Annotated in this window: 25 protein-coding genes; 4 read left to right on the forward strand and 21 right to left on the reverse strand. The window is 66.7% G+C overall.

From position 1 onward, the window contains the following. Positions 1 to 18: 18 nt before the first annotated feature. From AC1MEQ_RS02620 to coaD, 8 genes are all read right to left on the reverse strand, one after another. Positions 19 to 873 (reverse strand): glycosyltransferase family 2 protein, encoded by an 855-nt coding sequence (locus tag AC1MEQ_RS02620; RefSeq protein ID WP_479796022.1) that lies wholly within the window; start codon positions 871 to 873, stop codon positions 19 to 21. 66 nt (positions 874 to 939) lie between these two features. Then, the gene (locus AC1MEQ_RS02625) at positions 940 to 1,761 is read right to left on the reverse strand and encodes a CDP-alcohol phosphatidyltransferase family protein (protein ID WP_479793697.1); all 822 of its coding nucleotides are present in this window, start codon (positions 1,759 to 1,761) and stop codon (positions 940 to 942) included. Continuing rightward, positions 1,758 to 2,807, reverse strand: a complete 1,050-nt coding sequence (locus AC1MEQ_RS02630; RefSeq protein WP_479793699.1) for a glycosyltransferase family 2 protein — start codon at positions 2,805 to 2,807, stop codon at positions 1,758 to 1,760. Before AC1MEQ_RS02630 ends, AC1MEQ_RS02625 begins: the two co-directional genes overlap by 4 nt. After that, positions 2,807 to 3,721, reverse strand: coding sequence for an ABC transporter ATP-binding protein (locus tag AC1MEQ_RS02635; protein WP_479793701.1), 915 nt, complete (start codon positions 3,719 to 3,721; stop codon positions 2,807 to 2,809). The genes AC1MEQ_RS02630 and AC1MEQ_RS02635 overlap by 1 nt, the downstream gene beginning before the upstream one ends. After that, positions 3,705 to 4,556, reverse strand: a complete 852-nt coding sequence (locus AC1MEQ_RS02640) for an ABC transporter permease (RefSeq protein ID WP_479793703.1) — start codon at positions 4,554 to 4,556, stop codon at positions 3,705 to 3,707. The genes AC1MEQ_RS02635 and AC1MEQ_RS02640 overlap by 17 nt, the downstream gene beginning before the upstream one ends. Before the next feature lie 94 nt (positions 4,557 to 4,650). After that, positions 4,651 to 5,736 carry an LCP family protein gene (locus AC1MEQ_RS02645; RefSeq protein WP_479793705.1) on the reverse strand — a complete coding sequence of 362 codons (1,086 nt, stop codon included), beginning with the start codon at positions 5,734 to 5,736 and terminating at the stop codon, positions 4,651 to 4,653. Between the two features lie 137 nt (positions 5,737 to 5,873). Continuing rightward, on the reverse strand, positions 5,874 to 6,776 hold the full coding sequence (gene galU / locus AC1MEQ_RS02650; RefSeq protein WP_479793707.1) for a UTP--glucose-1-phosphate uridylyltransferase GalU: 903 nt from the start codon (positions 6,774 to 6,776) through the stop codon (positions 5,874 to 5,876). A gap of 42 nt (positions 6,777 to 6,818) precedes the next feature. Next, the gene (coaD, locus tag AC1MEQ_RS02655) at positions 6,819 to 7,292 is read right to left on the reverse strand and encodes a pantetheine-phosphate adenylyltransferase (protein ID WP_479793709.1); all 474 of its coding nucleotides are present in this window, start codon (positions 7,290 to 7,292) and stop codon (positions 6,819 to 6,821) included. Between the two features lie 77 nt (positions 7,293 to 7,369). On the opposite strand from coaD, the gene AC1MEQ_RS02660 reads away from it, so the two are divergent. Both AC1MEQ_RS02660 and AC1MEQ_RS02665 read left to right on the forward strand, forming a co-directional pair. After that, on the forward strand, positions 7,370 to 8,578 hold the full coding sequence (locus AC1MEQ_RS02660) for an aminotransferase class I/II-fold pyridoxal phosphate-dependent enzyme (RefSeq protein ID WP_479793711.1): 1,209 nt from the start codon (positions 7,370 to 7,372) through the stop codon (positions 8,576 to 8,578). Next, on the forward strand, positions 8,575 to 9,366 hold the full coding sequence (locus AC1MEQ_RS02665) for a spermidine synthase (protein WP_479793712.1): 792 nt from the start codon (positions 8,575 to 8,577) through the stop codon (positions 9,364 to 9,366). Before AC1MEQ_RS02660 ends, AC1MEQ_RS02665 begins: the two co-directional genes overlap by 4 nt. Here AC1MEQ_RS02665 and rsmD read toward each other — a convergent pair. Genes rsmD through AC1MEQ_RS02685 form a run of 4 tightly spaced genes read right to left on the reverse strand, consistent with a single transcriptional unit; the run spans position 9,343 to position 14,165 of the window. Further along, the gene (rsmD, locus tag AC1MEQ_RS02670) at positions 9,343 to 9,912 is read right to left on the reverse strand and encodes a 16S rRNA (guanine(966)-N(2))-methyltransferase RsmD (protein ID WP_479793713.1); all 570 of its coding nucleotides are present in this window, start codon (positions 9,910 to 9,912) and stop codon (positions 9,343 to 9,345) included. The genes AC1MEQ_RS02665 and rsmD overlap by 24 nt on opposite strands. Before the next feature lie 6 nt (positions 9,913 to 9,918). Continuing rightward, complete coding sequence (recG, locus tag AC1MEQ_RS02675) at positions 9,919 to 12,150, reverse strand: ATP-dependent DNA helicase RecG (RefSeq protein ID WP_479793715.1); 2,232 nt, start codon at positions 12,148 to 12,150, stop codon at positions 9,919 to 9,921. After that, positions 12,143 to 13,105 (reverse strand): DAK2 domain-containing protein, encoded by a 963-nt coding sequence (locus tag AC1MEQ_RS02680; protein ID WP_479793717.1) that lies wholly within the window; start codon positions 13,103 to 13,105, stop codon positions 12,143 to 12,145. Before AC1MEQ_RS02680 ends, recG begins: the two co-directional genes overlap by 8 nt. A gap of 22 nt (positions 13,106 to 13,127) precedes the next feature. Next, entirely contained in the window at positions 13,128 to 14,165 is a 1,038-nt protein-coding gene (locus AC1MEQ_RS02685; protein ID WP_479793719.1) for an LCP family protein, read from the reverse strand. Between the two features lie 66 nt (positions 14,166 to 14,231). On the opposite strand from AC1MEQ_RS02685, the gene AC1MEQ_RS02690 reads away from it, so the two are divergent. Continuing rightward, complete coding sequence (locus tag AC1MEQ_RS02690; protein WP_479793721.1) at positions 14,232 to 14,726, forward strand: DUF3515 domain-containing protein; 495 nt, start codon at positions 14,232 to 14,234, stop codon at positions 14,724 to 14,726. Between the two features lie 57 nt (positions 14,727 to 14,783). On the opposite strand, the gene AC1MEQ_RS02695 is transcribed toward AC1MEQ_RS02690, so the two are convergent. The 6 genes from AC1MEQ_RS02695 to leuC form a co-directional block, all read right to left on the reverse strand. Beyond that, entirely contained in the window at positions 14,784 to 15,908 is a 1,125-nt protein-coding gene (locus AC1MEQ_RS02695) for a D-alanine--D-alanine ligase family protein (RefSeq protein ID WP_479793723.1), read from the reverse strand. Next, entirely contained in the window at positions 15,905 to 16,939 is a 1,035-nt protein-coding gene (locus AC1MEQ_RS02700; protein WP_479793725.1) for an NAD(P)H-dependent glycerol-3-phosphate dehydrogenase, read from the reverse strand. The genes AC1MEQ_RS02695 and AC1MEQ_RS02700 overlap by 4 nt, the downstream gene beginning before the upstream one ends. Beyond that, positions 16,936 to 17,709, reverse strand: a complete 774-nt coding sequence (locus tag AC1MEQ_RS02705) for a lysophospholipid acyltransferase family protein (RefSeq protein ID WP_479793727.1) — start codon at positions 17,707 to 17,709, stop codon at positions 16,936 to 16,938. The genes AC1MEQ_RS02700 and AC1MEQ_RS02705 overlap by 4 nt, the downstream gene beginning before the upstream one ends. A 6-nt stretch (positions 17,710 to 17,715) precedes the next feature. Next, the gene (murA, locus tag AC1MEQ_RS02710) at positions 17,716 to 19,050 is read right to left on the reverse strand and encodes a UDP-N-acetylglucosamine 1-carboxyvinyltransferase (protein WP_479793729.1); all 1,335 of its coding nucleotides are present in this window, start codon (positions 19,048 to 19,050) and stop codon (positions 17,716 to 17,718) included. Between the two features lie 145 nt (positions 19,051 to 19,195). Next, entirely contained in the window at positions 19,196 to 19,798 is a 603-nt protein-coding gene (leuD, locus tag AC1MEQ_RS02715) for a 3-isopropylmalate dehydratase small subunit (protein ID WP_479793731.1), read from the reverse strand. 11 nt (positions 19,799 to 19,809) lie between these two features. Then, positions 19,810 to 21,282 carry a 3-isopropylmalate dehydratase large subunit gene (gene leuC / locus AC1MEQ_RS02720; RefSeq protein ID WP_479793733.1) on the reverse strand — a complete coding sequence of 491 codons (1,473 nt, stop codon included), beginning with the start codon at positions 21,280 to 21,282 and terminating at the stop codon, positions 19,810 to 19,812. Positions 21,283 to 21,391: 109 nt separating this feature from the next. On the opposite strand from leuC, the gene AC1MEQ_RS02725 reads away from it, so the two are divergent. Next, positions 21,392 to 22,111 carry an IclR family transcriptional regulator gene (locus tag AC1MEQ_RS02725; RefSeq protein WP_479793735.1) on the forward strand — a complete coding sequence of 240 codons (720 nt, stop codon included), beginning with the start codon at positions 21,392 to 21,394 and terminating at the stop codon, positions 22,109 to 22,111. Between the two features lie 16 nt (positions 22,112 to 22,127). Here the strand turns inward: AC1MEQ_RS02725 and AC1MEQ_RS02730 are convergent, their stop codons facing one another. The 3 genes from AC1MEQ_RS02730 to AC1MEQ_RS02740 all read right to left on the reverse strand — a co-directional run bounded on the left by AC1MEQ_RS02730 (position 22,128) and on the right by AC1MEQ_RS02740 (position 23,074). Continuing rightward, the gene (locus AC1MEQ_RS02730; protein ID WP_479793737.1) at positions 22,128 to 22,355 is read right to left on the reverse strand and encodes a hypothetical protein; all 228 of its coding nucleotides are present in this window, start codon (positions 22,353 to 22,355) and stop codon (positions 22,128 to 22,130) included. Positions 22,356 to 22,465: 110 nt separating this feature from the next. Then, positions 22,466 to 22,756, reverse strand: a complete 291-nt coding sequence (locus AC1MEQ_RS02735; protein ID WP_479793739.1) for a hypothetical protein — start codon at positions 22,754 to 22,756, stop codon at positions 22,466 to 22,468. Between the two features lie 90 nt (positions 22,757 to 22,846). Further along, on the reverse strand, positions 22,847 to 23,074 hold the full coding sequence (locus AC1MEQ_RS02740; protein ID WP_479793741.1) for a hypothetical protein: 228 nt from the start codon (positions 23,072 to 23,074) through the stop codon (positions 22,847 to 22,849). Positions 23,075 to 23,266 lie beyond the last annotated feature (192 nt).

The following is a 23,266-nucleotide window of genomic DNA, read 5'->3' on the forward strand; positions in this document are numbered from 1 at the left end:
TTCCCGCGGGACGGCAGGTCAGATGACGGGCGGCCGGCCCGCCAACGTCATCCGCAGATGGGTGCGCCAGCTGAGCTTCGGACGCGGTTGCTGGTACCAGGGCGAGGTCCGGTAGCCCGAGACCAGCCCGGCCAGGTGCTGGCGCAGGCCATTGCGGTCCCTGCGAAGCCGGATGATGTTGATCAGCGTCCAGGATCCGACGTAGGCCCAGCTGAAGGGCCAGCGCAGGTTCCGGCGGGCCAGCCACACACGGTTCCGGGCGTTGAGCCGGTAGAACTCACCGTGGCGGCGCGGATCGACGACCGGGTGACAGACCCGCAGATCCCCCGCATACCAGACCCGATGGCCGGTATCCCAGACCCGCCACGCCAGCTCGATGCCCTCGTGCGCATACCAGAATCCCCCGGCCCACCCGCGGGTGGCCTCGAATATCTCCCGGGGCAGCAGCAGGCAGGTCTCCCCCACGTGGAAGATGTTGCTCGAGTCCCGGGCAGTGCGCTTCTTCAACCGCGGGATCCAGCGCCGTGGGGACTCGAGGTCCTCGGGGTCGGCGATGCGCGGCATCAGCATCCCCATGTCCGGGTACTTGCGGAACCGGGCGACGGCCTCGGACAGGAAGTCGGCATCCGGCAGCCAGGAATCGTCGTCCAGGAAGAGAATGAACTCGCCGCGGACGTGTGGCACCCCTGCGTTGCGTCCGGCCGGGATGCCGAGGTTCTCCTCCAGGTGGACCGGCGTGAATCCGTCCGGCAGGCCGCCGGGCATGCTGGCCGGGTCCCAGCCATTGCCGACCACGGCGACGTCGATGTCGACGCCCAGCTGGAACTCCAGGGAGGCGAAGGCACGCCGTAGTTCCTGTGGCCGATCCCCCATGGTGAGGATGACGACGCCGATGGTCGATGGTGTGGTCGTGGTGCCGCGAGGGGCCAAGGCTGCCTCCTAGGCGCTGAGTCGGGATGAGGCCATGCTGGCCATGAAATGCCCGAGGCCAACGAAGACGGTGACCGGGAGCAGGACCCACAGCAGCCAACTTTCGGCAGTTCCCGGTTGGCCAACGAGGGCCGAGATGATCGATGCAGCGAGGAAGAGCAGGCTCAATTCCACGGCGTGCAGCAGCCGGTGGAACGGCAGGAAGCGTGCCGCGCGGCGCAGCTTGCCCAGCACGGTGGCGGAGGGGATGGCCCGAGCCTGCCCCGTATCGGGCAGCTTGCCCAGCCCGGCCATGCCGCGGGCCGCATGGACCATGAGGCTCAGCGACCGGTTGAGCACCAGCAGCAACGCGACCAGCGCCCCGATGAACAGGATCCGGTAGTCGAGCGCCGCGGCGTCCTCCCCGTGGCCCAGGGCGATCCGGAAGGCGAGGGCAATGGGCAGCAGGGCCTCAGTCGTGTGGTGGCCGACCATGTCGATGAAGATGCCCTTGGGCCCCTGGGTTTGGCGCCACCGGGCAACCTCGCCGTCGCAGCAGTCGAAGTACAACTGCAGCTGCGAGAGCACGACGGCGAGGAGCGGGCCCCAGATGCCGGGGATGAACAGCGCGGCTGACATGGCCCAACCGGAGAGGATCATCAGCCCCGTCACCCCGTTGGCCGAGATGGGTGTGCGGATCAGCAGGGCGGTGAGGTAGATCGAGATATGGCGCAGGTATAGCTCGGCGGTCCAGTGCTCGGCGTTGCGCCGGGCGCGGACCTCGGGAGGCTGGCAAACGGCGCGCAATTGCTCCAGGGTCGGCCGGTGGGGACGGGAGGCGTCCGTGCTCATTTTGTCTTCCCGCACCGTCTACGACCTGCATCGACCGTCTGGCCTGAGCCACGCAGGCGTCCACGGATGAACCCTGCGGCCCAGGGGAAGTGGATTGTTGGCAGGACCCGGGCCAGCAGCAACCGCTGGGTCGGCCCCAGGCTCTCCGTGGTCACCGCGGCATATCCGATCATTCCCAGGTAGGCCAGGGGCGCGAGACGGATTCCGCTGAGCAGGGTGCGTTTCAGCCCTCCGGAACCCGCCAGGGGGACAAACCAGGCCAGGCTGCCGAGCGACGACGCCAGCAGGGCGGTCGGCGGCAGCAGGTGGCGGAATGATTTGCCCTCGGGGTGCCGGCGGGCGAGTTCGCCTCGCCAGACGCCGGAGGCATAACTCTGCGCGGCCAGGGGTCCGAAGTCCTCGCGGGGGAAGTAGGTGGTGCTCAACTCCGGATCGAACCAGATCTTGTGTCCCGCCTGGCGGATACGCAGGCAGAGCTCCCAGTCCTGGCCGCGCCACAATGACTCGTCGTAATAGCCGACCTCTTCGAAGATGGAACGGCGGAAAATCCCCAGATAGGCGGATTCGGCCTCGCCCTCGGGCGCCCCGGAGTGGTAGGCGGCACCGCCCAGGCCGTAGCTGGAGTTGTAGGCGGCGGCGACGGCGCGCTGGAGGTCGTTCCGCCCGCGGGCGGCCATCAGCCCGCCGACATCCGCGGCCCCCGTACGGAGCAGGGTGTCGACCCCGCGCCGCGTGTAGTTGGGCGGGACAATGCTGTGGGCGTCGACCCGGATGACGATGGGAAGACGGGTGGCCTTGATCGCCAGGTTCAGCCCGATGGGTGTCCGGGACGCAGGGTTGTGGACGAACCGGACGCGCGGATCTGTGGCCGCCATGTCCTCGGCGATGCGGGTCGTCTCATCGGTGCTCGGACCGAGGGCGAGCACGATTTCCTGCTCGCCCTCATACTCCTGGCCGAGGATGCTTTCCACGGCCTCGCGGAGGTAGCCGGCCTCGTTGAGCACCGGCATCACATAGGAGACCCCGGGGCTCGTGTCGGGTTCCATCACTTGCGCCAGTCCCGATAGGCCCTGATGACCTCGGTCGGATCCCCATCCATTTCGAGTTTGCCCTGGTTGATCCAGAGTGCCCGGTTGCAGGTGTCCTTAATGGACTTCATGGAGTGCGAGACGTGGAAGACCGTACCGGCATTCTCGCGGATCTCACGGATCTTCGCCTCGCTGCGCCGGTGGAAGCGGGCGTCGCCCACGGCCAGGGCCTCATCGACGATGAGGATGTCGTGTTGCTTGGACGCCGCGATCGCGAACTTCAGCCGGGCGGACATCCCGGAGGAATAGGTGCGCATCGGCAGATCGATGAAGTCCTCGAGTTCGGCGAAGGCAATGATGTCCTCCCTCAGGTTCTCGATCTCCTCGCGGGTGAACCCCAGGGCGAGCCCGCCCAGCGTGATGTTCTTGTCGCCGGAGAGGTCGGGCATTAACGCGGCACCGACTCCGAGCATGTTCGGCCGTGACGAGGCGTAGACGGCCCCCAGCGAGGGCGGGGTCAAACCGACGATTGCGCGCATCAGGGTCGACTTGCCCGAGCCGTTTGGTCCGATGATGCCGATCGACTCGTTCGCGTAGGCAGTGAAGGTGACGCCCCGCAACGCCTCTACGGCGCGCATCCCACGCACCGGGCTCGACATGAGCCGACGCAGGCCTGCCTTGCCGGCCTTCTTCCCGCTGGAGAAGACTTTGTAGGTGACATGGAGGTCGTCGACGACGACGACGGGGTGGCGACCCTGTTCGTCCGGCAGCAGCAGATCGGGATCGGGCAGCCGGTCTGACGCGGCGGCGTTGATGTGCACCGGCTCGTTGACCTGGACCCGGTCCACGACCGGGGGGCGCTGGTCGTGTCGGTGTGCTCCGCGTCCGGGCGTGGAGCTGCCTGGCTGGGGGGAATTAGTTGTCTCGGCCATAACGCTCCTCGGCTGTCCAGAAGAAAACGATCCCGAAGACCGCCATGACGACTGCCCAGACGGACAGCACGATCCACGAGTGGGCTCCCTGAAGGGGAACCGTGTTGAGGATGGCACCCCGGGCGATCTGCAGGGTTTGGTAGACCGGGTGGTAATCGAAGATCCGGACCATCCAGGGCCAGTGGGCCAGGATCCTGTCCACGCTGAACAGCACGCCCGACGTGTAGAACAGGATCCGGGTGAAAATCGGCAGCAGGTGGGTCAGGTCCCTGATGTGGACGGTCAGCCGCGCACACACCAGGGCCACCCCCATGTTCATGACACTGAGGATCGCGACCAGCGGGAAGATCAACAACCAGCTGACCTGGATGGGGTTCCCGAGCACCAGGCAATAGATGAACATAACGCCCAGCATCGGCATCAACGAGAGGAACTGTTCAATCACCGTGGAGAAGGGAAGGGTCATCCGGGGAAACGACAGGGACTGCACCAGGGAGGTGTTGCTGGTGATCGCCTTGGCGCCCTGGTTCATCGAAGCGCTGAAGAACTCGAACAGGAACACGCCGATCACCACGAAACTCGCGAAGTTCGGCGGTTTGCTGTCGCCCTGCAGGAGACCGAAGATCAGCCCATACATCAACGCGTTCATGGTCGGCTTGAAGATGATCCAGAGCATCCCCAGCCGGTTGCGCTGGTTGGTGGCCTGGATACGGCTCTTCGCCATTTCGAAGGCGAAGTCCCGACGTTCCCAAGCCTGACGCAGGTATACGAAGAAGGGCGGACGGGCGCCGACCCGGTGAAGGGTCCTCGGGGCGTCCTGGTGGGCCACAGTCATCTATGCGCTTCCTCAGTGGTTGTTGGTACCCAGGCACGCGGTGCCGGACATTTCATTACCGATTCTACGGGACGGGCAGGTCGAGAACGGGGATCTATGGAGTGCCGGGGGCCACACTCGAGGACGAGGAACCGCTCTTTTCCACGTACTTCTCGAAGTATGCCTGCATGGTGTCCGTCCGTAGGGCCTCCCCCACGGCAGCCACGGCCTCCTTGTCCTCCAAGACAATGGATTGTCCGTCCGCGGAGCGGGAGGTACCGGCGGTGGGGAGGGTGAAGGAATGGACATCGCTTGATCGGATGTTCTTCAACTGGAGTCCGAGCCCGGCGATCGTCTGCGCATCGAAGGACTTGTCCAGGGTGAGGTAGGGCGAGACCTTGTCGATCACCTGGTACAACGTCGCGGGGTTGGTGAGCGTTTGTGCCGCCAGCATCTTGTCGATGACCGCGTTGAGGAACTTCTGCTGGTTCTTCACCCGCTGGAAGTCCCCGTCGACAAAGGACTTGCGTTCGCGGACGAACCGCAGGGCACGATCCCCCTTGAGGTTCAGCTCGCCCACGGGGTAGAAGTAATCGGTGTCGTTGGCGGTGAAGGCAATATCGTTCTTCACCTTGACCCCACCCAACGCGGTGGTCAGATCACGGAACCCCTGGAAGTCGACCACTGCCACGTGGTCGATCTTCGTCCCGAAGAGGCTCTCGAAGGTCTGGACCACGAGTGGGACGCCGCCGAAGGCCATGGCCGCATTGATCTTGTTCTGCCCATGTCCCGGGATCTCCAACCAGGTGTCACGCATGACGGACATGACGTAGATGCCCTCGCGGTCTGCCGGGATGTGGACCAGCATCATGGTGTCCGAGCGTTGGCCCGTCCCCCCGTGCTCGATGACGTTCCCGGTGACCTGGTTCGCGCCGCCGAAGTCGGCTCCCATCAGCAGGATGTTCATGGACGCGTCACCGGGGTCTTTGACCGGCCGGCCCTCCTCGTCGGGGAACGCCGAGGCCAGTGTTTCGGTCTTCCCGTCGAAGGTGTTGGCGAGCGTGAAGACATACCCCCCGGCCACGACGGCCGCGATGACCACAACGGAGACGACGGCGATGAGAACCGCTCGAGCCCGGTGCTTCTTCGGGGGCGCCATGCGGCGCGGGGCATACCCCGGTTCCGGCGTCGTGCTGTTCAAGTGTTCTCCCGTGGGGACGCAGCCGCAACACCGTCAGGTGCAGCGCGGAGGGTCGACCCATTCAAATAGTCGATAGTGCGAGAGCCAGTTTAGACCGATGGTCTGGGAACCAGCTGTGCACCTGCGGTGAGGAAAGTCTAGCGGTCCAGGCCGGCCACGAAATCCTTCAACCACGGGACCAGGTCGCCGCCCAGGTCCTCACGTTCGGCCGCCAGGGAGATGACGGCCTTGATGTAGCTGAGCTTGTCACCGGTGTCATAGCGCCGCCCGCGGAAGACGACGGCGTACACCCCGCCGCCGGGGGCGTCGCTGGCTGCCAGTTCCTGCAGGGCGTCGGTGAGCTGGATTTCATTGCCCCGGCCCGGCTTCGTCCGCTCCAGGACCTCGAAGACCGAGGGGTGCAGGACATAGCGTCCGATCACGGCGAGATTGGAGGGTGCATCCGCGGGCTCCGGCTTCTCCACCAGGCCGTTGACCCGCACATAGTCCTTCCCGCCTACGGCAGTGACGTCGGCACAACCGTAGGAGCCGATCTGCGACGGCTCGACCTCCATGACGGCGATGACCGATCCACCGGTTTCCTGCTGCACGCGGATCATCTCACTGAGCAGGTCATCACGTTCGTCGATGAGGTCGTCACCGAGCAGCACGGCGAACGGCTCGTCGCCGACATGCAGCTTGGCACACAGCACCGCATGGCCCAGCCCCTGGGGGTCGCCCTGGCGCACGTAATGGATGTCGCCGAGCGCGGTGGCTTCCTGGACGAGCGCCAGCTTCTTCGTATCGCCCTTGTCGGCGAGCACCGCCTCCAGGCTCGGCACGCGGTCGAAATGGTCCTCGAGCGCACGCTTGCTTCGCCCGGTGATCATCAGGACGTCGCTCAACCCGGCCTTCGACGCCTCCGCGACGACGTACTGGATGGCTGGTTTGTCGACAACCGGGATCATTTCCTTGGGCATGGCCTTGGTGGCGGGCAGGAATCGGGTCCCCAAACCCGCGGCGGGGATCACTGCCTTCGTGATGCGCGTGTTCTCAGTCATGCTTCGACTTTACAAGACAGGAGCCAAGGAGCGGCACAGGCACTACCGACCATTGCGAAACCTATTGACCACGGAGCGCGGCAGGTACTCGTCGACGTCGCCGCCCAGTCCCTGGACTTCCTTGAGCAGGCTCGAGGAGAGGTGGGCGTATCTGTTGTCGGCTGCCAGGAAAACGGTCTCGACGCCGGTCAGGTGGCGGTTCATCGACGCCATCGGTATTTCGTACTGGTAGTCCACGACCGAACGCAAACCCTTGACGATGGCGTCGGCCCCCACCTCGCGGCAGAAGTCAGCCAACAAGCCGTCACCCATCGGGACCACCGTGATCCCGGCCAGACCGGAGACGGTTTCGCGGGCCATCGCGATCCGCTCGTCCTGCTCGAAGCGGTACTTCTTGGCATAGTTGGTCGACACCGCCACCACCACCTCGTCGAAGAGGTTGCTGGCTCGGGCAATGATTTCCACGTGGCCCTTGTGAATGGGATCGAAGGATCCGGGGCAGACGGCTCGGCGCATACCTGCAATCTACCAAGCACGACGACGATGACGGGCAATAATCGTCACCTCGGCCGTGTCCTTGTCATACTGGGCCCATGTCCCACAGCTTTCCATGGCAGCGCACGGCACAGGGTGCGAACCTTCTCGGCAACGACGGCCACCTGGCGGCGACGATCTTCGAGGAGATCACCGTCCTGGCCGCACGGCATGGGGCCATCAACCTCGGCCAGGGCTTCCCCGATGCCGACGGCCCCGAGTTCATGGCCCGGGCCGCAGCGGAGAACATCATGGCGGACCACAACCAGTACGCGCCCGGTGCGGGCATCGCCGAACTGCGGGAGGCGATCGCCGGACACCAGCAGCACTTCTACGGCCTGGCGCCGGACCCGGCCACCGGGGTCGTGGTCTCCACCGGAGCCACCGAGGCCATCGCGGCCTCCGTGCTGGCCCTGGTCAACCCCGGTGACGAGGTGCTGACCTTCGAGCCCTTCTACGACTCCTACGGCGCAACGATCGCCCTGGCCGGGGGCGTGCACCGGACGGTGCCGCTGCGCGCCCCGGACTTCCAACCGGACCCGGCGGACCTTGAACGGGCCGTCACCGCGAACACGCGGATGATCCTGCTCAACAACCCCCACAACCCCACCGGTACCGTCTTCGGACGCGACGTGCTCGAGCAGATCGTCGAACTCGCAGCCCGCCACGATGCGATCATCGTCTCCGACGAGGTCTACGAGCACCTCACCTTCGGCACCGTCCACGTCCCGGTGGCCTCCATCGACGGCGCATGGGAGCGGACCATCACCATCTCCTCGGCCGGCAAGACCTTCTCCTTCACCGGCTGGAAGGTCGGCTGGGCTACCGGCCCTGCAGACCTCATCGCCGCGGTACGCACGGTGAAGCAGTTCCTGACCTACAGTTCGGGCCCCGCCTACCAGCCGGCCGTGGCCCAGGCGCTGCAGCTGCCGGACAGCTATTTCACGGACTTCGCCGCCGACCTGGGCGACCGCGGGACGCAGTTGGCCGACGGTCTGGAGGCCGCGGGGATGACCGCCTACCGGCCCCGGGGGACCTACTTCGTGGTCGCCGACGTCGCACCGCTCGGATTCGACGACGCCGCGGACCTGGCCCGCCGGATACCGGAGGCCATCGGGGTGGCCGGCATTCCCCTGTCGGTGTTCTGCCACGAGGAGGGCGCGGCGGCAACACGCACGTTGATGCGCTTCGCCTTCTGCAAGAAGCGCGATGTCCTCACCGAGGCGACCCGGCGCCTGACCGGCCTGCCGCAGGCGAACCTCGCGTGAACACGCCACCAGATGATGTGCGACGGCGGTGGCTCGCCGGAGTCGGCGAGCACGCACAGATCGCACCGGATGCCTGGGTTCCCGGGGCGTGGGTGCTCTCGATCGGCGGGGCCGAGCAGTCGCACGTCAACCTCGCTGACCCGGCCGAGATCTTCTACGAGTACCTGCGCCGCCTCGCCAACCACCTGGACCTGTTGGCGGAGCCCGGTGTCCCGCTGAAGGTCCTGCACCTCGGTGCCGGCGCGTTGACGCTGGCCCGCTACCTGGCGGTGACGCGTCCGGGCAGCGAGCAGGTGGCCGTCGATTCCGAACGCGAGCTGCTGGGCTTCGTCCTCGACAGCCTTCCCATCGCCGAGGGGGCCGGAATCCGATATGTCATCGGCGATGCCCGGGAGGTCCTGGGCGGGGAGCTGGCCGGGGAGCGGTTCGACGCGGTCGTCCTGGATGTCTTCGCGGGGGCCGATGCCCCGGCGCACTTGCGTGCCGATGCCTTCCACACCGAAATCCAGCAGCTGCTGGCCCCGGGCGGCATCGCCCTCATCAACGTCGGCGACGACCCGCCGCTGGACTTCGTGCGCCAGCAACTGCGCGCCATGGAGGCGACCTACGCGCAGGTCACGGTGGCCGCGCCAACGGAGCTGTTCGGCGGACGCTTTCCCGGCAACTTCATCCTCATGGGAACCGATACCCCGTGGGATGCCGGGCGGCTCGAGCTCCTGCGCGCCCCCGGCCCACACCCCGGCAGCGTGCTGACCGGGATCGGCCTAGACGGGTTCCGCAAACCATAGGATCGTTTCGCCGTACTTTTTCGACGACGCCGCGTCCAGTCCGTCGGGCCAGGCGGGCTCGGGCGACCGGCTGGAGCGTTCCAGCACGACGAGGGCGCCGACATCGAGTACCGGGACGAGGGCCTGCAGTGTCGCGGCGAGTTCATCCTCGGTCAACGGGTAGGGCGGGTCCATGAACACCAGGGTCCAACCCCGGCCCGTCTCCGTTTCGGCGGCGAGGAAGGCGTTCACGGATCCGCGGCGAACCTGGACGGTCTCCGTGCGGAGGTGCTTGTTCACCAGCGCGGCGTTGGCCTGGCAGATGCCGATGGCCTTGGGCGCCTGTTCCACCAGCACGACGGCGCGCGCCCCGCGGCTGGCGGCCTCCACCCCCAGCGCACCCGACCCCGCATATAGATCCAGGACGCGGGAACCCTCCAGCTCGTCCCGGCTCTCCAACCGGGAGAAGAGTGCTTCCTTGACCCGGTCGGTGGTGGGCCGGGTTGCGTCCCCCGGCACCGATTTCAGGCCCAGTCCTCCGGCTACCCCGGCAATGATCCGTCCCACGTTCGCCTAACCTCGTTCCAGAAATGCCTGCATGTCCTCGTCCACCCAGCTGTGCACCGATTGCCGCAGCTCGGGGTGTGCCGCCATCCCCCCGCTGCTGGCGACGATTTCCTCGGCGTCGGTGCGGGCGGCTTCGATGACCCGGCGGTCACGCACCACCCGGAGGATCTTCAGGGTGTTCTGTCCCCCGGACTGCCGCGAGCCCAGGACGTCGCCCTCCCGGCGTTCGGCCAGGTCGACCTCGGCGAGTTCGAACCCATCGGTGGTCGCGGCGACGGCCTCCAGCCGCCGGCGGGAAGGATGACCCGGTGGCAGCCACGTGGCCAGCAGGCAGGTCCCCGGTAAGCCGCCGCGGCCCACCCGGCCGCGCAGCTGATGCAATTGGGAGACGCCAAAGGAATCGGCATCCAGAATGACCATGGCGGTGGCGTTATGGACGTCGACGCCGACTTCGATGACCGTCGTGGACACCAGAATGCCGGTCTCCCCCGACTCGAAGCCGGACATGGCCTCGGCCTTCTGCTCGGCAGCCATGCGGCCGTGCAGCATGCCGACGCGGACCCCGGAAAACTGCGGCATGGTGCTGATCCGTTCGAACATCTCCTCGACCGTGGCCTTGGGCGGCGTCGGGATGTCCGAGGTGCCGGGGAGCTGGCCGTCGCTGCCGGCACCTCCCGGATCGTCCCAGGTGGACGGGGACATGTCCTCTTCGCTGGCCTGTTCCGTGATGCGCGGACAGACCAGGTAGACCTGGTGGCCCTTCGCGACCTCTTCGCGCATCAGCGCGAACATCCGGTCGCGGTACCGGTCGTCATACAGGTTCGCCAGATACGTGCTGATCGGTGCCCTGCCCGAGGGCAATTCGGCCAGGCTGCTGATCTCCAGGTCCCCGAATGCGGTGATGGCGACGGTACGCGGGATCGGGGTCGCGGTCATCACCAGCATGTGCGGTTGCAGCTTGCCCTTCGCCCGCAGGGTGTCGCGCTGTTCGACCCCGAACCGGTGTTGTTCATCGACGACGACGAGCCCAAGTTCTGCGAAGAACACGTTTTCGGACAGCAGGGCATGGGTGCCGATGACGATTCCGGTTTCCCCGGATGCGACGCGCAGCAGGACCTCTTTGCGGCGCGCGGCCGGCATGGACCCGGTGAGCAGGTCCACACGCGTGCCGTCCGGGTCGCCATCGAGCTGGCCCCCACGGCCGAGGGGGCCGAGCATCCGGGAGATGGAGGCGTAATGTTGTTGGGCGAGGACCTCGGTGGGTGCCATCAGGGCGGTCTGGGCCCCGGAATCGATGACCTGGAGCATGGCGCGCAGGGCGACGATGGTCTTTCCGGAGCCGACTTCGCCCTGGAGGAGCCGGTTCATGGGCCGGTCGCGGGCCAGGTCCGCGGAGATCTCCAGTCCGGCGGTGACCTGTCCCGCGGTGAGGGTAAAGGGCAGCGAATCCTCGAACCGGTTCAGGATGCCGTCCACTCCCCCGACGCGCGCCGTCGCTGGTTGCCGGAAACGATGGGCCCGACGTTCGGCCAGGGCCAGCTGGAGGACGAGAGCCTCGTCGTAGCGGAAACGGTTCTTGGAGGCTTCGCCCTGCGCCACGGTTTCGGGCGCATGGACGGCATGCAGGGCGCGCGCCAACTCGGGCAGCTGGTGTTTTGCCCGGAGGAATCCGGGTACCGGGTCGGGGTAGGTGTGGGCATCGACACCGGCAAGGACCATGGCCATCATGGCGCGCAGGGCCTGGCTGGGGACGGCCGCCGTGGCCGGGTAGATAGGGATCGGCCGTGGCTCCGCTTCGTCTGCCGTTTCCAGCAGTGCGTACTCGGGTTGGGCAAGTTGGAGGGCATGCCGGTAGATCCCGACCTTGCCGCTGAACATGGCAACGGTCCCGGGTGAAAGGTCCTTGGCTGCCTTGTAGCCATTGAAGAACGTCATGGTCAGCCGACCATGGGCCTGGCCCAGTTCATCCTCCACGATCACCTCCAGCAGCATGCCCTTGCGGCGTTGCATCCTGCGCTGCTCCGAGGTGACCACCCGGGCGACAATGGTCACGGCTTCACCCAGCGGCAACTCCTCGATGCGGGTCAGCTCCCCGACGTCGAGGTACCGGCGCGGGAAGTGGTGCAGCAGATCCCCGCACGTTTCGTAGCCGAAGGCCTTGTGGACCGAGCCCGCGGACTTGTCCCCGATGGCATTGCGCAGTGGGGTGGACGGGCCGAACGCGGTCGAATCAGGCATCGTGGGTGCACAGGTCCGTGACGGAGATGTTGACCGGATCACCGGCCCGACGGATGGCGTCGAGGGCATCCTCCGCCTGGGGGACGTGGACGTGGACCCGCCACCGATAGCTGTCGGCTCCATCGCTGACGGCGCTCATGACCACGGAGGTCCCGATGGAATCCAGGCGGGCCCGCAACGTGGCTGCCTCCAGGGCGTCCAAGGCGATGGTGCACATGACCTCGACCCCGTCCTCCGCGGCGGTGGCGAAGTGGATGTGGGGGTCCTGGATCCCGTAGCCATGCAGCGGGGTGTAGCGGGATTCATCGAGCGGTTCGCCGGTGACGGCCGCATAGAGCGTGTCGATCACCAGCATCATGCCCACGGCCCCCGCGTCGACCACGCGGGCATTCGACAACGCACCGAGCTGGCTCTCGGTGCTGACCACCGATGCCAGGGCGGCGGTTCGCACGGCATCGAGGACTTCTCGCAAATGGGCCCGGCTGGAGGAGTCGGCCGTCGAGGCCGCCATGGCCTCACTGGCGGCCCGGGCCGCGGAGGCGGCCACCGAAAGCATGGTTCCCGGCACCGGATCGCTCAATGCGGACCAGGCACGGACCCGCCCCCGATCGAGAGCTGCGGCCAGCAGTGGCCCGCTCAGCCGGTGGTGCCCCAGCAGCGGCTCCGAGAAGCCGATGAGGAACACGGCCAGCAGCGTCCCAGAGTTGCCGCGGGCCGATTCCATTCCGGCCCGACCGGCCGTTGCCAGGAATTCGCCCAGGTCATCCGTCTCCAGGACGGAGACTGCGTCGTGGGCGGTCCGGGCCGTGAGGTAGAGGTTGGAGCCGGTGTCGCCGTCCGCGACGGGGAAGATGTTGATGGCATCCAGCCGGTCGCTGTGGTTGGCGAGTGAGCCCACCATGGACTCCAGCCACGCCGAAGCCGCAGGCACCCCCGTGGCGATCTTGCCGGTCATGATAGTTCCCCTCACGGGACGGTTAGAGCCCGTGCGACCGCACGAATTCGTCGACGTTGTCGTCTCCCAGCGCGGTGGCCAGTTCGTCGATGGCGTCGTTGTCGGGGACCACGATGGACTGGCCGTCCGCCGAGCGCCCGGTGCCGAGGTTCGGCAAGGTGAAGAAGTGCAGGTCGTTGCCGCGTACCCCGGCCAGTGAAACGCCCAGCTTGCCCAGCTCGGCCGCGTCCAGCGAATCGTCAACCGAAACGTAGGGCGAGAGCTCGTCGACGACGTTGGAGATCTTGGCGGGGTTGGTCAGCGTGTCGCGGGCCAGCAGCTTGTCGACGACTGCCTTGAGGAAGATCTGCTGGTCCTTCACACGCTGGTAGTCGCCGTCCTTGAAGGCCTTGCGTTCGCGGACGAAGGCCAGGGCATTCTCGCCGTCCATGTGCTGCGGGCCGGCCGAGAAGGTGAAGTCACGTTTGCCGTTGTTGGTCGAGAAGCCGATGGGCACGTCGATGTCCACACCGCCGAGGGCGTCGGTCAGCCCCTTGAAGCCCTCCATGTCGATGGAGGCGACATGGTCGATGCGCGTGTCCAGCAGCGATTCGATCGTTTGCACTGCCTTGGGGACGCCACCGTAGGAGAAGGCGGCGTTGATCTTGTGGGTTCCCTCCCCGGGGATCGGGACCCAGGTATCGCGCATGATCGACGTGACGAACACGTCCTGGTGGTCCGCGGGAATGTGCACCAGCATGATCGTGTCCGAGCGGCCGGCATTGGGAACGCCCGCCAGGTTCTCGGTCTCCCCGGACCCGCCGCGCGAGTCGCTGCCCAGCAGCAGGATGTTCTTGGCGCCCGGGGATTTCTTCTCCGGACGCAGTGATTCGGCGGGGAAGGCCTTTTCGATCTTCTGGCTCTTGTCGTCGAAGCTCTTGGCCAACGTGAAGAGGTAACCGCCGGCGATGACCGCCGCGATCACGACCAGGGACAGCAGGGTGATGATGGTCGCCCGGACCGGATGCTTCTTCTTGCGCTCCGGTTGCCCGTAGTCGTAGTCCATGTTCTCTCCGGACATGTCAGCCTTTCGTAGCCATGCTTGCCTGACCATCCTAGCGGTGACCAGACGCGATACAGTGGATGGGTGCGTTTGCCTGTTGATCTTCCTGCCCGCCGCCGGGCATTTCCCGCCCTACTCATCCTCTGCTCGGGGCTGGCCCTGGCCGGGTGTTCAGCGCCGGCCAATGTCGAGCCGGCGGCCGACGCGTCGAACCCGAAGTGCGCGGACATGATGGTCACCATGCCGGATGAGGTCGCCGGCTACACGCTGCGGGACACCACCAGCCAGGCAACGGCCGTGTGGGGGAATCCCTCAAAGATCATCCTCCGGTGCGGCGTAAACGTCCCGGGTCCCACCACGGATCCCTGCGTTTCGGTCAACGGTGTCGACTGGGTGGCCAAGGAGGGCAAGGTGGCGTGGACGCTGACCACCTATGGCCGGACACCGGCCACGGAGGTCCTCTTCAACCCGAATGAGGTCCCCTCCAGCTCGGTCCTCGCCCAGCTGTCGAGCGCCGCGGAGCGGATTCCGGCGGATGGGAAGTGCAGCACGCTCAGTAAATCCGAGGACCTGCCCTAGCCCCCGCCCGTCGGGGCGCGGCCGTCGCCATTGGAGACGGCGCCGGACGCCGATTCGCTAGCGCAGGCCGGTGCGCCGGTTCATGGCGAGCCAGATCAGCTCGTCGACCAGGTCCGCGTAGTTGATCCCGGTTTCGTTCCAGATCCGCGGGTACATGCTGATGGGGGTGAACCCGGGCATGGTGTTGATCTCGTTGATCACCCACCGGCCGTCGTCGGTGTAGAAGAAGTCGACCCGGGCCAGGCCCTCCCCACCGATGGCGTCGAAGGCCACGGCCGCGCGTTCGCGGATCGCTGAGACCTGCTCCGCCGGCAGGTCTGCCGGGCAGCTGAGTTCGGCCGCTCCCCCGTCGACATACTTCGCATTGAAGTCGTAGAAGGTATCCGCTCCTGCGGTGACGGCAATTTCTCCGGGCAGCGAGGTACGGGGTAGCTCGGAGCCGCGCCCCTCGAGGACGCCGCATTCGATCTCGCGACCGGCGATCCCCTCCTCGATGATGACCTTGGGGTCGTGCTCGCGTGCGGCATCGATGGCCTCCAGCAGTCCCGCCGCATCGGCGACACGGCTGACGCCGACGGACGATCCGGCGCGTGCCGGCTTGACGAAGAGCGGATAGGACAGCCGGGCCAGACGGGCCAGGCAGCCATCGCGGTCACGCTGCCACTGCTTGTCGGTGATCACCTCGTACGGTCCCACCTCGAGCCCTGCCGCTTCGAAGGAGAGCTTCGCGAAATGCTTGTCCATCCCGATGGCACTGGCGGCGACGCCGGAGCCCACGTACGGAAGGTCGGCGAGTTCCAGCAGGCCCTGCACAGTGCCGTCCTCGCCGAAGGAGCCATGCAAAACCGGGAACACGACGTCGACCGTGCCCAGGCTGCGGAAGGCCCCGGAGTCGCTGTGCCCGATGAGCTCGCTACCGCCATTGGTCCGGGCCAGCTGCAGCGACTCGCCGCTGGGTTCTATTTCGGGCGCGTTCCCGGAGCTCAGCGACCAGGCTTCCGGGTCGGACTGGGTGATCGTCCATTGGCCCTGCCGGGTGATCCCGATCGGCACGACGTCGTACTTCGCGGGATCAAACACGCGCAGGATGCCCGCGGCGGTGACGCAGCTGACGGCGTGCTCCGGGGACCGGCCGCCGAAGAGCAGCGCGACCCGGGTCCTGGTGTCGTTGTCCTGGCTCATGGGGCTTCTCCTTCGGATTTCAGTTCGCGGCCCAGCAGGCGTTCGGCCATGTCGGAGACCGTCAGCTGGCCTTCGAGGACCATGACCACGGCTTCGGTGATCGGCATCTCCACGTCGACGCTGCGGGCCCGATCCAGCACGGCCCGAGCGGATTTGATGCCCTCCGCGGTCTGGGTCATGACCTCGTTGACGTCATCGAGGCCCAGCCCGTTGCCGAGGTGGCGGCCTGCGGTGCGGTTGCGGGACAGCGGCGAGGAGCAGGTGGCGACGAGGTCGCCCAGTCCCGCCAAGCCGGACATGGTCTCGAGCTTGCCGCCGACGGCCAGCGCCAAGCGGGTGGTTTCGGCCAGGCCGCGGGTGATGACGGAGGCCTTCGTGTTGTCGCCCATGCCGCGGCCGTCGCAGATGCCCACGGCGAGGGCGATGACGTTCTTGACGATGCCACCGATCTCGACGCCGATGAGGTCGGTGTTCGTGTATGGCCGGAAGTAGTCGGGCGAGCACGCGGTGGCGATCCAGGCGGCGGTGTCCTCGTCTGGGCAGGCCACGACCGAGGCGGTGGGTTCCTCGCGGGCGATTTCCATGGCCAGGTTGGGCCCTGAGACGACGGCGATCGCGTCCTGCGGCCAAGTGAGTTCCTCGGCGATGACCTCGGTCATGCGGGCGTCGGTTTCCCGCTCGAGTCCCTTCATCAGGGAGACGATCACGGAGCCGGCGGGGATCAGGTGCCCGATCTCGCGCAGTTGGCTGCGCAGCTGTTGCGCCGGGACGGCGAGGACCACCATTTCGGCACCGGCGAGCACGATGGCGGCATCGGAGGAGGCGGTGATGTTCACCGGGAGCCGGATGTCCTTCAGATACGTCACGTTGGTGTGCCGGGTGGTGATCTCCTCGGCAACCTCGGCACGCCGGGCCCACACCTGGACCTCTGTGGTCCCGCCGTCGGCACAGGAATCGGCCAGGACCTTGGCGAAGGTCGTTCCCCAGCTGCCGGCACCCAGGACGGCGATCTTGCGCGGTGCCGGCCTCATCGGGTGCCTTCCTGGTCGTCGTCGGTGGGTTTCTTGTCGATGTTGAGCCGTCCAGTGGCCGACTGCCCATGCTCGCTCGGGTCCCAGCGGGTGGCCGGCGGTGTCTCGCCGCGCAGGATGGCGACCTGGGCCGTGAGGGCATCCATGATCCGGGTCGTCGCCTCGTCCAGGACAGTGCGGGTCATCGGCTTCTCCCGCAGGTCGGCCAGCTCGACCGGCTCGCCGACCAGGACACGGACGCGCTTCCGAGGCCAGATCTTCAGCGACTTTCCGTAGCGGGGAAGGACCTGTTGGGCGCCCCAGTGGGCGATGGGGACGACTGGCGCCCCGGTCTGCAGGGCCAGCCGGGCAGCGCCGGTCCGACCCCGCATCGGCCACTCATCCGGGTCCCGGGTCAACGTGCCCTCGGGGTAGATGATGATGACGTCGCCGGCGTCGAGCACTTCGCGGGCAACGGCCAGGGACCCGTTGGCGCCGCTGGTTGAGCGTGTCACCGGGATCTGGCGTGAAGCCCGCAGCGCGCTGCCAACCACCGGCACCTTGAACAGCGATTCCTTGGCCAGGTAGCGCGGCATGCGCCCCTGGTTGTAAAAGGCGTGTCCGACGACCACGGGATCGATTTCCGTCACGTGGTTCGGACAGGCGATGAACCCGCCCGCCGGCAGCTGGTCGAACCCGGTCCAGGTCTTGGCCATCAGCAGGTTCATCAGCGGTCTGGCAATGCCGGCCATCACACCGAAGACCAGGCGTTGTCCCCGTTCTGCGTTCATGTCCGCCTAGGCGACTTCTGCGGTTTCGCCGATTTCAACACGGGCACCCAGTCCGTGGAGCTTGTCCAGGAACTTCTCGTAGCCGCGGCTGATCAGCTCGATGCCGGTCACGTGGCTGGTGCCGTCCGCGGCCAGGGCGGCGATCAGGTGGGAGAAGCCGCCGCGCAGGTCGGGGATGTCGATGTCGCGGCCGACCAGCTGCACCGGACCGGTGATGACCGCGGAGTGCTGGAAGTTCCGCTGGCCGAAACGGCACGGCACGGCGCCGAGGCATTCGCGGTGCAGCTGGATGGTCGCTCCCATGCGCACCAGTGCGTCGGTGAAGCCGAAGCGGTTCTCGTAGACGGTCTCGTGGACGATCGAGACGCCGTGGGCCTGAGTCAGGGCCACGACCAGGGGCTGCTGCCAGTCGGTCATGAACCCGGGGTGGACGTCGGTTTCGAGCACCAGGGGCTTCAGTTCTCCGCCCGGGTGGAAGAAGCGGATCCCGTCGTCGTGGACCTCGAAGTCGCCACCGACCTTGCGGTAGGTGTTCAGGAAGGAGGTCAGGTCCTGCTGTTCGGCGCCCTCGACGTAGATGTCCCCGCGCGTGACCAATGCGGCGGAGGCCCAGGAGGCGCCTTCGTTGCGGTCCGACAACGCCTTGTGGTTGTAGCCGTGCAGTTCCCGCACGCCCTCGATGCGGATGACCCGGTCGGTTTGCACCGTGATGATGGCGCCCATCTTCTGCAGCAGGGCGATGAGGTCCATGATCTCGGGTTCGACGGCGGCACCGGTGAGTTCGGTGATGCCCTCGGCGCGGACGGCGGTAAGCAGAACCTGCTCGGTGGCGCCGACGCTCGGGTAGGGCAGGGTGACCTTGGCGCCCTTGAGGCCGTGCGGGGCGTTGATGGCGATGCCGTTGGGGCGCTTGTCCACGACCGCACCGAAGTTGCGCAGGACCTCCAGGTGGAAGTCGATGGGGCGGTCGCCGATGCGGCAGCCGCCCAGGTCGGGAATGAAGGCCTCGCCAATGCTGTGGATCAGCGGCCCGCAGAAGAGGATCGGGATGCGCGAGTCACCGGCGTGGGCGTCGATCTCGTTCGACGGGGCCGTCTTGGCGCCCTGCGGATCCAGGGTGAGGTCGCCGGTTTCCGGATCCTTGCTGACCGTGACGCCATGGATCTGCAACAGGCTGGTGACGACGTCGACGTCCTTGATTTCCGGTACGTTGCGCAGCACCGACGGCGTGTTCCCGAGCAGGGAGGCGACCATCGCCTTCGGCACCAGGTTCTTGGCCCCCCTGACCTTTACTCTCCCCTTCAGCGGCACTCCGCCGTGGATAGTCAGGACCTTGCCCATGTATCAAAACCTCACACTTGTCTGGGTTCTTCGAAATCTCCGAAGGTTCCCGGTAAGCATACAGCCCGGACCCCTGCCGGTCCCGGAATGCGGTGCCGTTCCGGGGCCGTGATTCGCTGCCAGCGGAAGACCCGCCGGGGATGGATCAGGAGAGCTTTGCCGGCAGTGTCTTCGGCTTCCAACTGGGCCGCGTCTGCTCATAGGCGGTGATGTGGGATTCCTGCTGGAGCGTCAGGCCGATGTCATCCAGGCCCTCCATCAGGCGCCACCGCGTGTAGTCGTCGATCTGGAAGGGGGCCACGATGGAACCGCAGCTCACCGTGCGTGATTCCAGGTCAACGGTGACGGTCGTGCCGGGGTGGTTGTCCAGTTCCTTCCAGATGAGTTCGATGTCACCCTGGTCGACCTGGGCGGCGACGAGGCCCTGCTTGCCGGAGTTTCCCCGGAAGATGTCACCGAATCGGGAGGACAGCACGGCACGGAATCCGTAGTCCTTCAGCGCCCAGACGGCGTGTTCGCGGGAGGAACCGGTGCCGAAGTCGGGGCCGGCGACGAGGACCGAGCCAGCGGAGTACGCCTCCTGGTTCAGCACGAACTCCGGGTCCTTGCGCCAGCGGGCGAACAGGGCATCGTCGAAGCCGGTGCGCGTGATGCGCTTGAGGTAGACCGCGGGGATGATCTGGTCGGTGTCGACGTCGGATTGGCGCAGCGGAACGCCGACACCGGTGTGGGTGGTGATCTTTTCCATATCTGGTGTCCTTACGCTGCGACGGCGGCTGCGCCGTCGACCGGGTCGAGGTCCGAAGGTGAACTCAGGGTGCCGCGGACCGCGGTGGCCGCCGCGACCAGCGGCGAGACCAGGTGCGTCCGCCCGCCCTTGCCCTGGCGTCCCTCGAAGTTGCGGTTGGAGGTCGAGGCGCAGCGCTCCCCTTCTTCCAGCTGGTCGGGGTTCATGCCCAGGCACATCGAGCAGCCGGCGAACCGCCATTCGGCGCCGAAGTCCTTGAAGACCTGGTCCAGCCCCTCGGCCTCGGCCTCGAGGCGGACGCGCGCCGAACCGGGGACGACGATCATGCGGATGTCGGGGTCTTTCTCGCGGCCGCGGATGATGTCGGCTGCGGTGCGCAGGTCCTCCATGCGGGAGTTGGTGCAGGAACCCAGGAACACGGTGTCGACGCGGATGTCCTTCATCGGCGTGCCGGCGGTCAGGTCCATGTAGTCCAGGGCGCGTTCACAGGCGGCGCGGGCGTTCTCGTCCTCGAAGTCCTCGGGGGCGGGAACGGCCTGGGACAGCGAGACGCCCTGGCCGGGGTTGGTCCCCCAGGTGACGAACGGTTCGAGCTCGTCGGCATCGATGGTGACCTCGGCGTCGAACACGGCGTCTTCGTCGGTGCGCAGCGTCTTCCAGTACTCGACGGCGGCGTCCCAGTACTCGCCCTGCGGGGCGTGCGGGCGGCCCTCGAGGTAGTCGAAGGTGGTCTGGTCGGGGGCGACCATGCCGGCGCGGGCCCCGGCCTCGATGGACATGTTGCAGATGGTCATGCGGGCTTCCATCGACAATGCGCGGATGGCCGAGCCGCGGTATTCCAGCACGTAGCCCTGTCCCCCGCCGGTGCCGATCTTGGCGATGACGGCCAGGATGATGTCCTTGGACGTCACGCCGGGACGCAGAGCGCCCTCGACGTTGATGGCCATCGTCTTGAAGGGCTTGAGGGAGAGCGTCTGGGTGGCCATGACGTGCTCGACCTCGGAGGTGCCGATGCCGAAGGCCAACGCGCCGAACGCGCCGTGCGTGGAGGTGTGCGAGTCGCCGCAGACGACGGTCACGCCGGGCTGGGTCAGTCCGAGCTGGGGGCCCACCACGTGGACGATGCCCTGTTCCTTGTCACCCAGCGAGTGCAACCGGACACCGAACTCGGCGCAGTTGGTGCGCAGGGTCTCGATCTGGGTCCGGGAGGTCAGGTCCGCGATGGGCTTGTCGATCTCCAGTGTGGGCGTGTTGTGGTCCTCGGTGGCGATCGTCAGGTCGGGCCGACGCAGCGGTCGTCCCGCCAGGCGCAGGCCCTCGAAGGCCTGCGGGGAGGTCACCTCGTGAATCAGGTGAAGGTCGATGTAGATGAGGTCGGGCCGTTTGGCTTCGCCTTCGCCACCGCCCTCCTGGACCACGTGGGCGTTCCATACCTTTTCGGCCAGCGTCCGCGACGCGCCGACGGATACCTGGGGTGACGACATATCGGTTTTCCTCCTGGAATCTTGCCTCCCTCCAAGGAAACCACCGTCCGGGCATGGGGTGCCAGCACTCCGCCGTGCATCTCAAATGGTGAGACGGTAGTATCAGATCATGGACACACCCAGTGGAGTCGGAGTCATCGACAAGGCAGCCCTCGTCCTCGATTCACTCGAGGCCGGGCCGATCAGCCTGGCCCAGCTCGTGGCGGCGACCGGCCTGTCGCGCCCCACGGTTCACCGGCTCGCCCAGGCCCTGGTGCACCACCGGTTGGCGGCCAAGGACATCCATGGGCGCTTCATGCTCGGTAGCCGACTCGTCGAGCTCGCCTCGGCGGCCGGCGAGGACCGCTTGATCGCTGCTGCCGGTCCGCTGCTGATCCAATTGCGCGATGCCACCGGCGAAAGCTCGCAGGTGTTCCGCCGGCAGGGGGACCACCGCGTCTGCGTAGCCTCCGCCGAGCGCCCGGTCGGATTGCGCGACACCATCCCGGTGGGGACGCAGCTGTCCATGAAGGCCGGTTCCGCAGCCCAGGTGCTCCTCGCGTGGGAAGACCACGAGCGCCTGCTCCATGGACTCAACCATGCACGCTTCTCCCCCACCATCCTGGCCGGAGTACGGCGCCGGGGCTGGGCGCAGTCCCTCGGCGAACGCGAACAAGGCGTTGCCTCAGTCTCCGCCCCGGTGCGCGGCCCCTCGGGCCGAGTGATTGCCGCCGTGTCGATCTCGGGCCCCATCGAGCGCCTGACCCGCACACCGGGCAAGGCACACTCGGAGATCGTCTGCCGGATAGCCGCCCAGCTCAGCGAGGCGTTGAAGAAGCCGTCGTCCTAACGGATCGTGCCGGGCCTCAGTATGGCCAACTCCAGCCGCCGTTGCTGTTGGGGTCGTCGACCGCAGTTCTGCTCTCGTACGGGACATCCAGCACGATCTTGCCGATGACCTTTTGGCCAGGGTTCACCAACGCGAGTGCCAACGCATCGTCGCCAATGCAGCCCCAGGCCGATTCGGAGGGGACCTCACGGTCGATCACGCCGGTGGGTCCCGTGACCGAGAAGGCCTGGGACACGAGCGGCATGAACATCTCCTCGGACGTGCAGCTGGCTTCGTGCGTGATATCGCGATCCAACCACGCTTCGACATCGAGGATGAGGAAGGTCCCGTTCTCGGGAGTCAGCCGGAACCTGCCTACCCGTGCGGGGCAGGCCTTGGCGGCCGTGATCTTGGTGATCGCCAGGGAAAGAGCCGGTCGCCCTCGTCGTTGGCCAGGACGGCAGCGTCGTCAACGTCCTTCTCGACGTTGGCCATCATGTCCGTGGTGACCGTGGCGCCGCTGGCGGGATCCACCTCCATGGCCTCTGGTCCCTGCTGCTCGAGCCCGGGCACCTTCGTCAAATGGGCGGCCACGGTTCCGAGTGCCACCGATCCCGCCAGTACGACGGCGCCACCGGCAACACAGAGGGTGCGCTTGATGTTCATGGTCTCAGTACCTCTTCAGATAGTCGCCGGAAGCCACGGGGACCCCGACTTCCTCATGTAGCTGGCCATCTTCTTGGAGGCTACGTAGGCCTACACCCTGGCACAGGAGGCGTCGGTGACGAGCTTGCGGTTGTAGTTCTGGTTGTCCAGCGGCTTCTTCGGATCGAGCCGCTCCCAGCTGTCCATGTTCTTCAAGGTTGAGCTGTGCACGGACGGCTTGAACTTCATGCGCTCGACCACCACCCGTCCCATGCCGAGTCCGGAGACCATGTAGGACCACCAGGTCTTGTCACGACGCAGATAGAGGTTGTGCCCCACGACGGTGGTCCTCTTCTCGGACGAGGTCTTGCCCTTGATCAGGAAATAGGCGGATGCCCGTGGCGCAGGGTCCCGTAGACTGCGACGTCGTACCGGTAATGGGTGGTGAGGTAGGTGTTCTTGATCCAGCCTGTCCTGCGTGGTCTTGACCTGCGACCAACCCGACCGGGTTCCGAGGTATTCGACCTTGGT

This window comes from Arthrobacter sp. ASL1, from assembly GCF_056680475.1.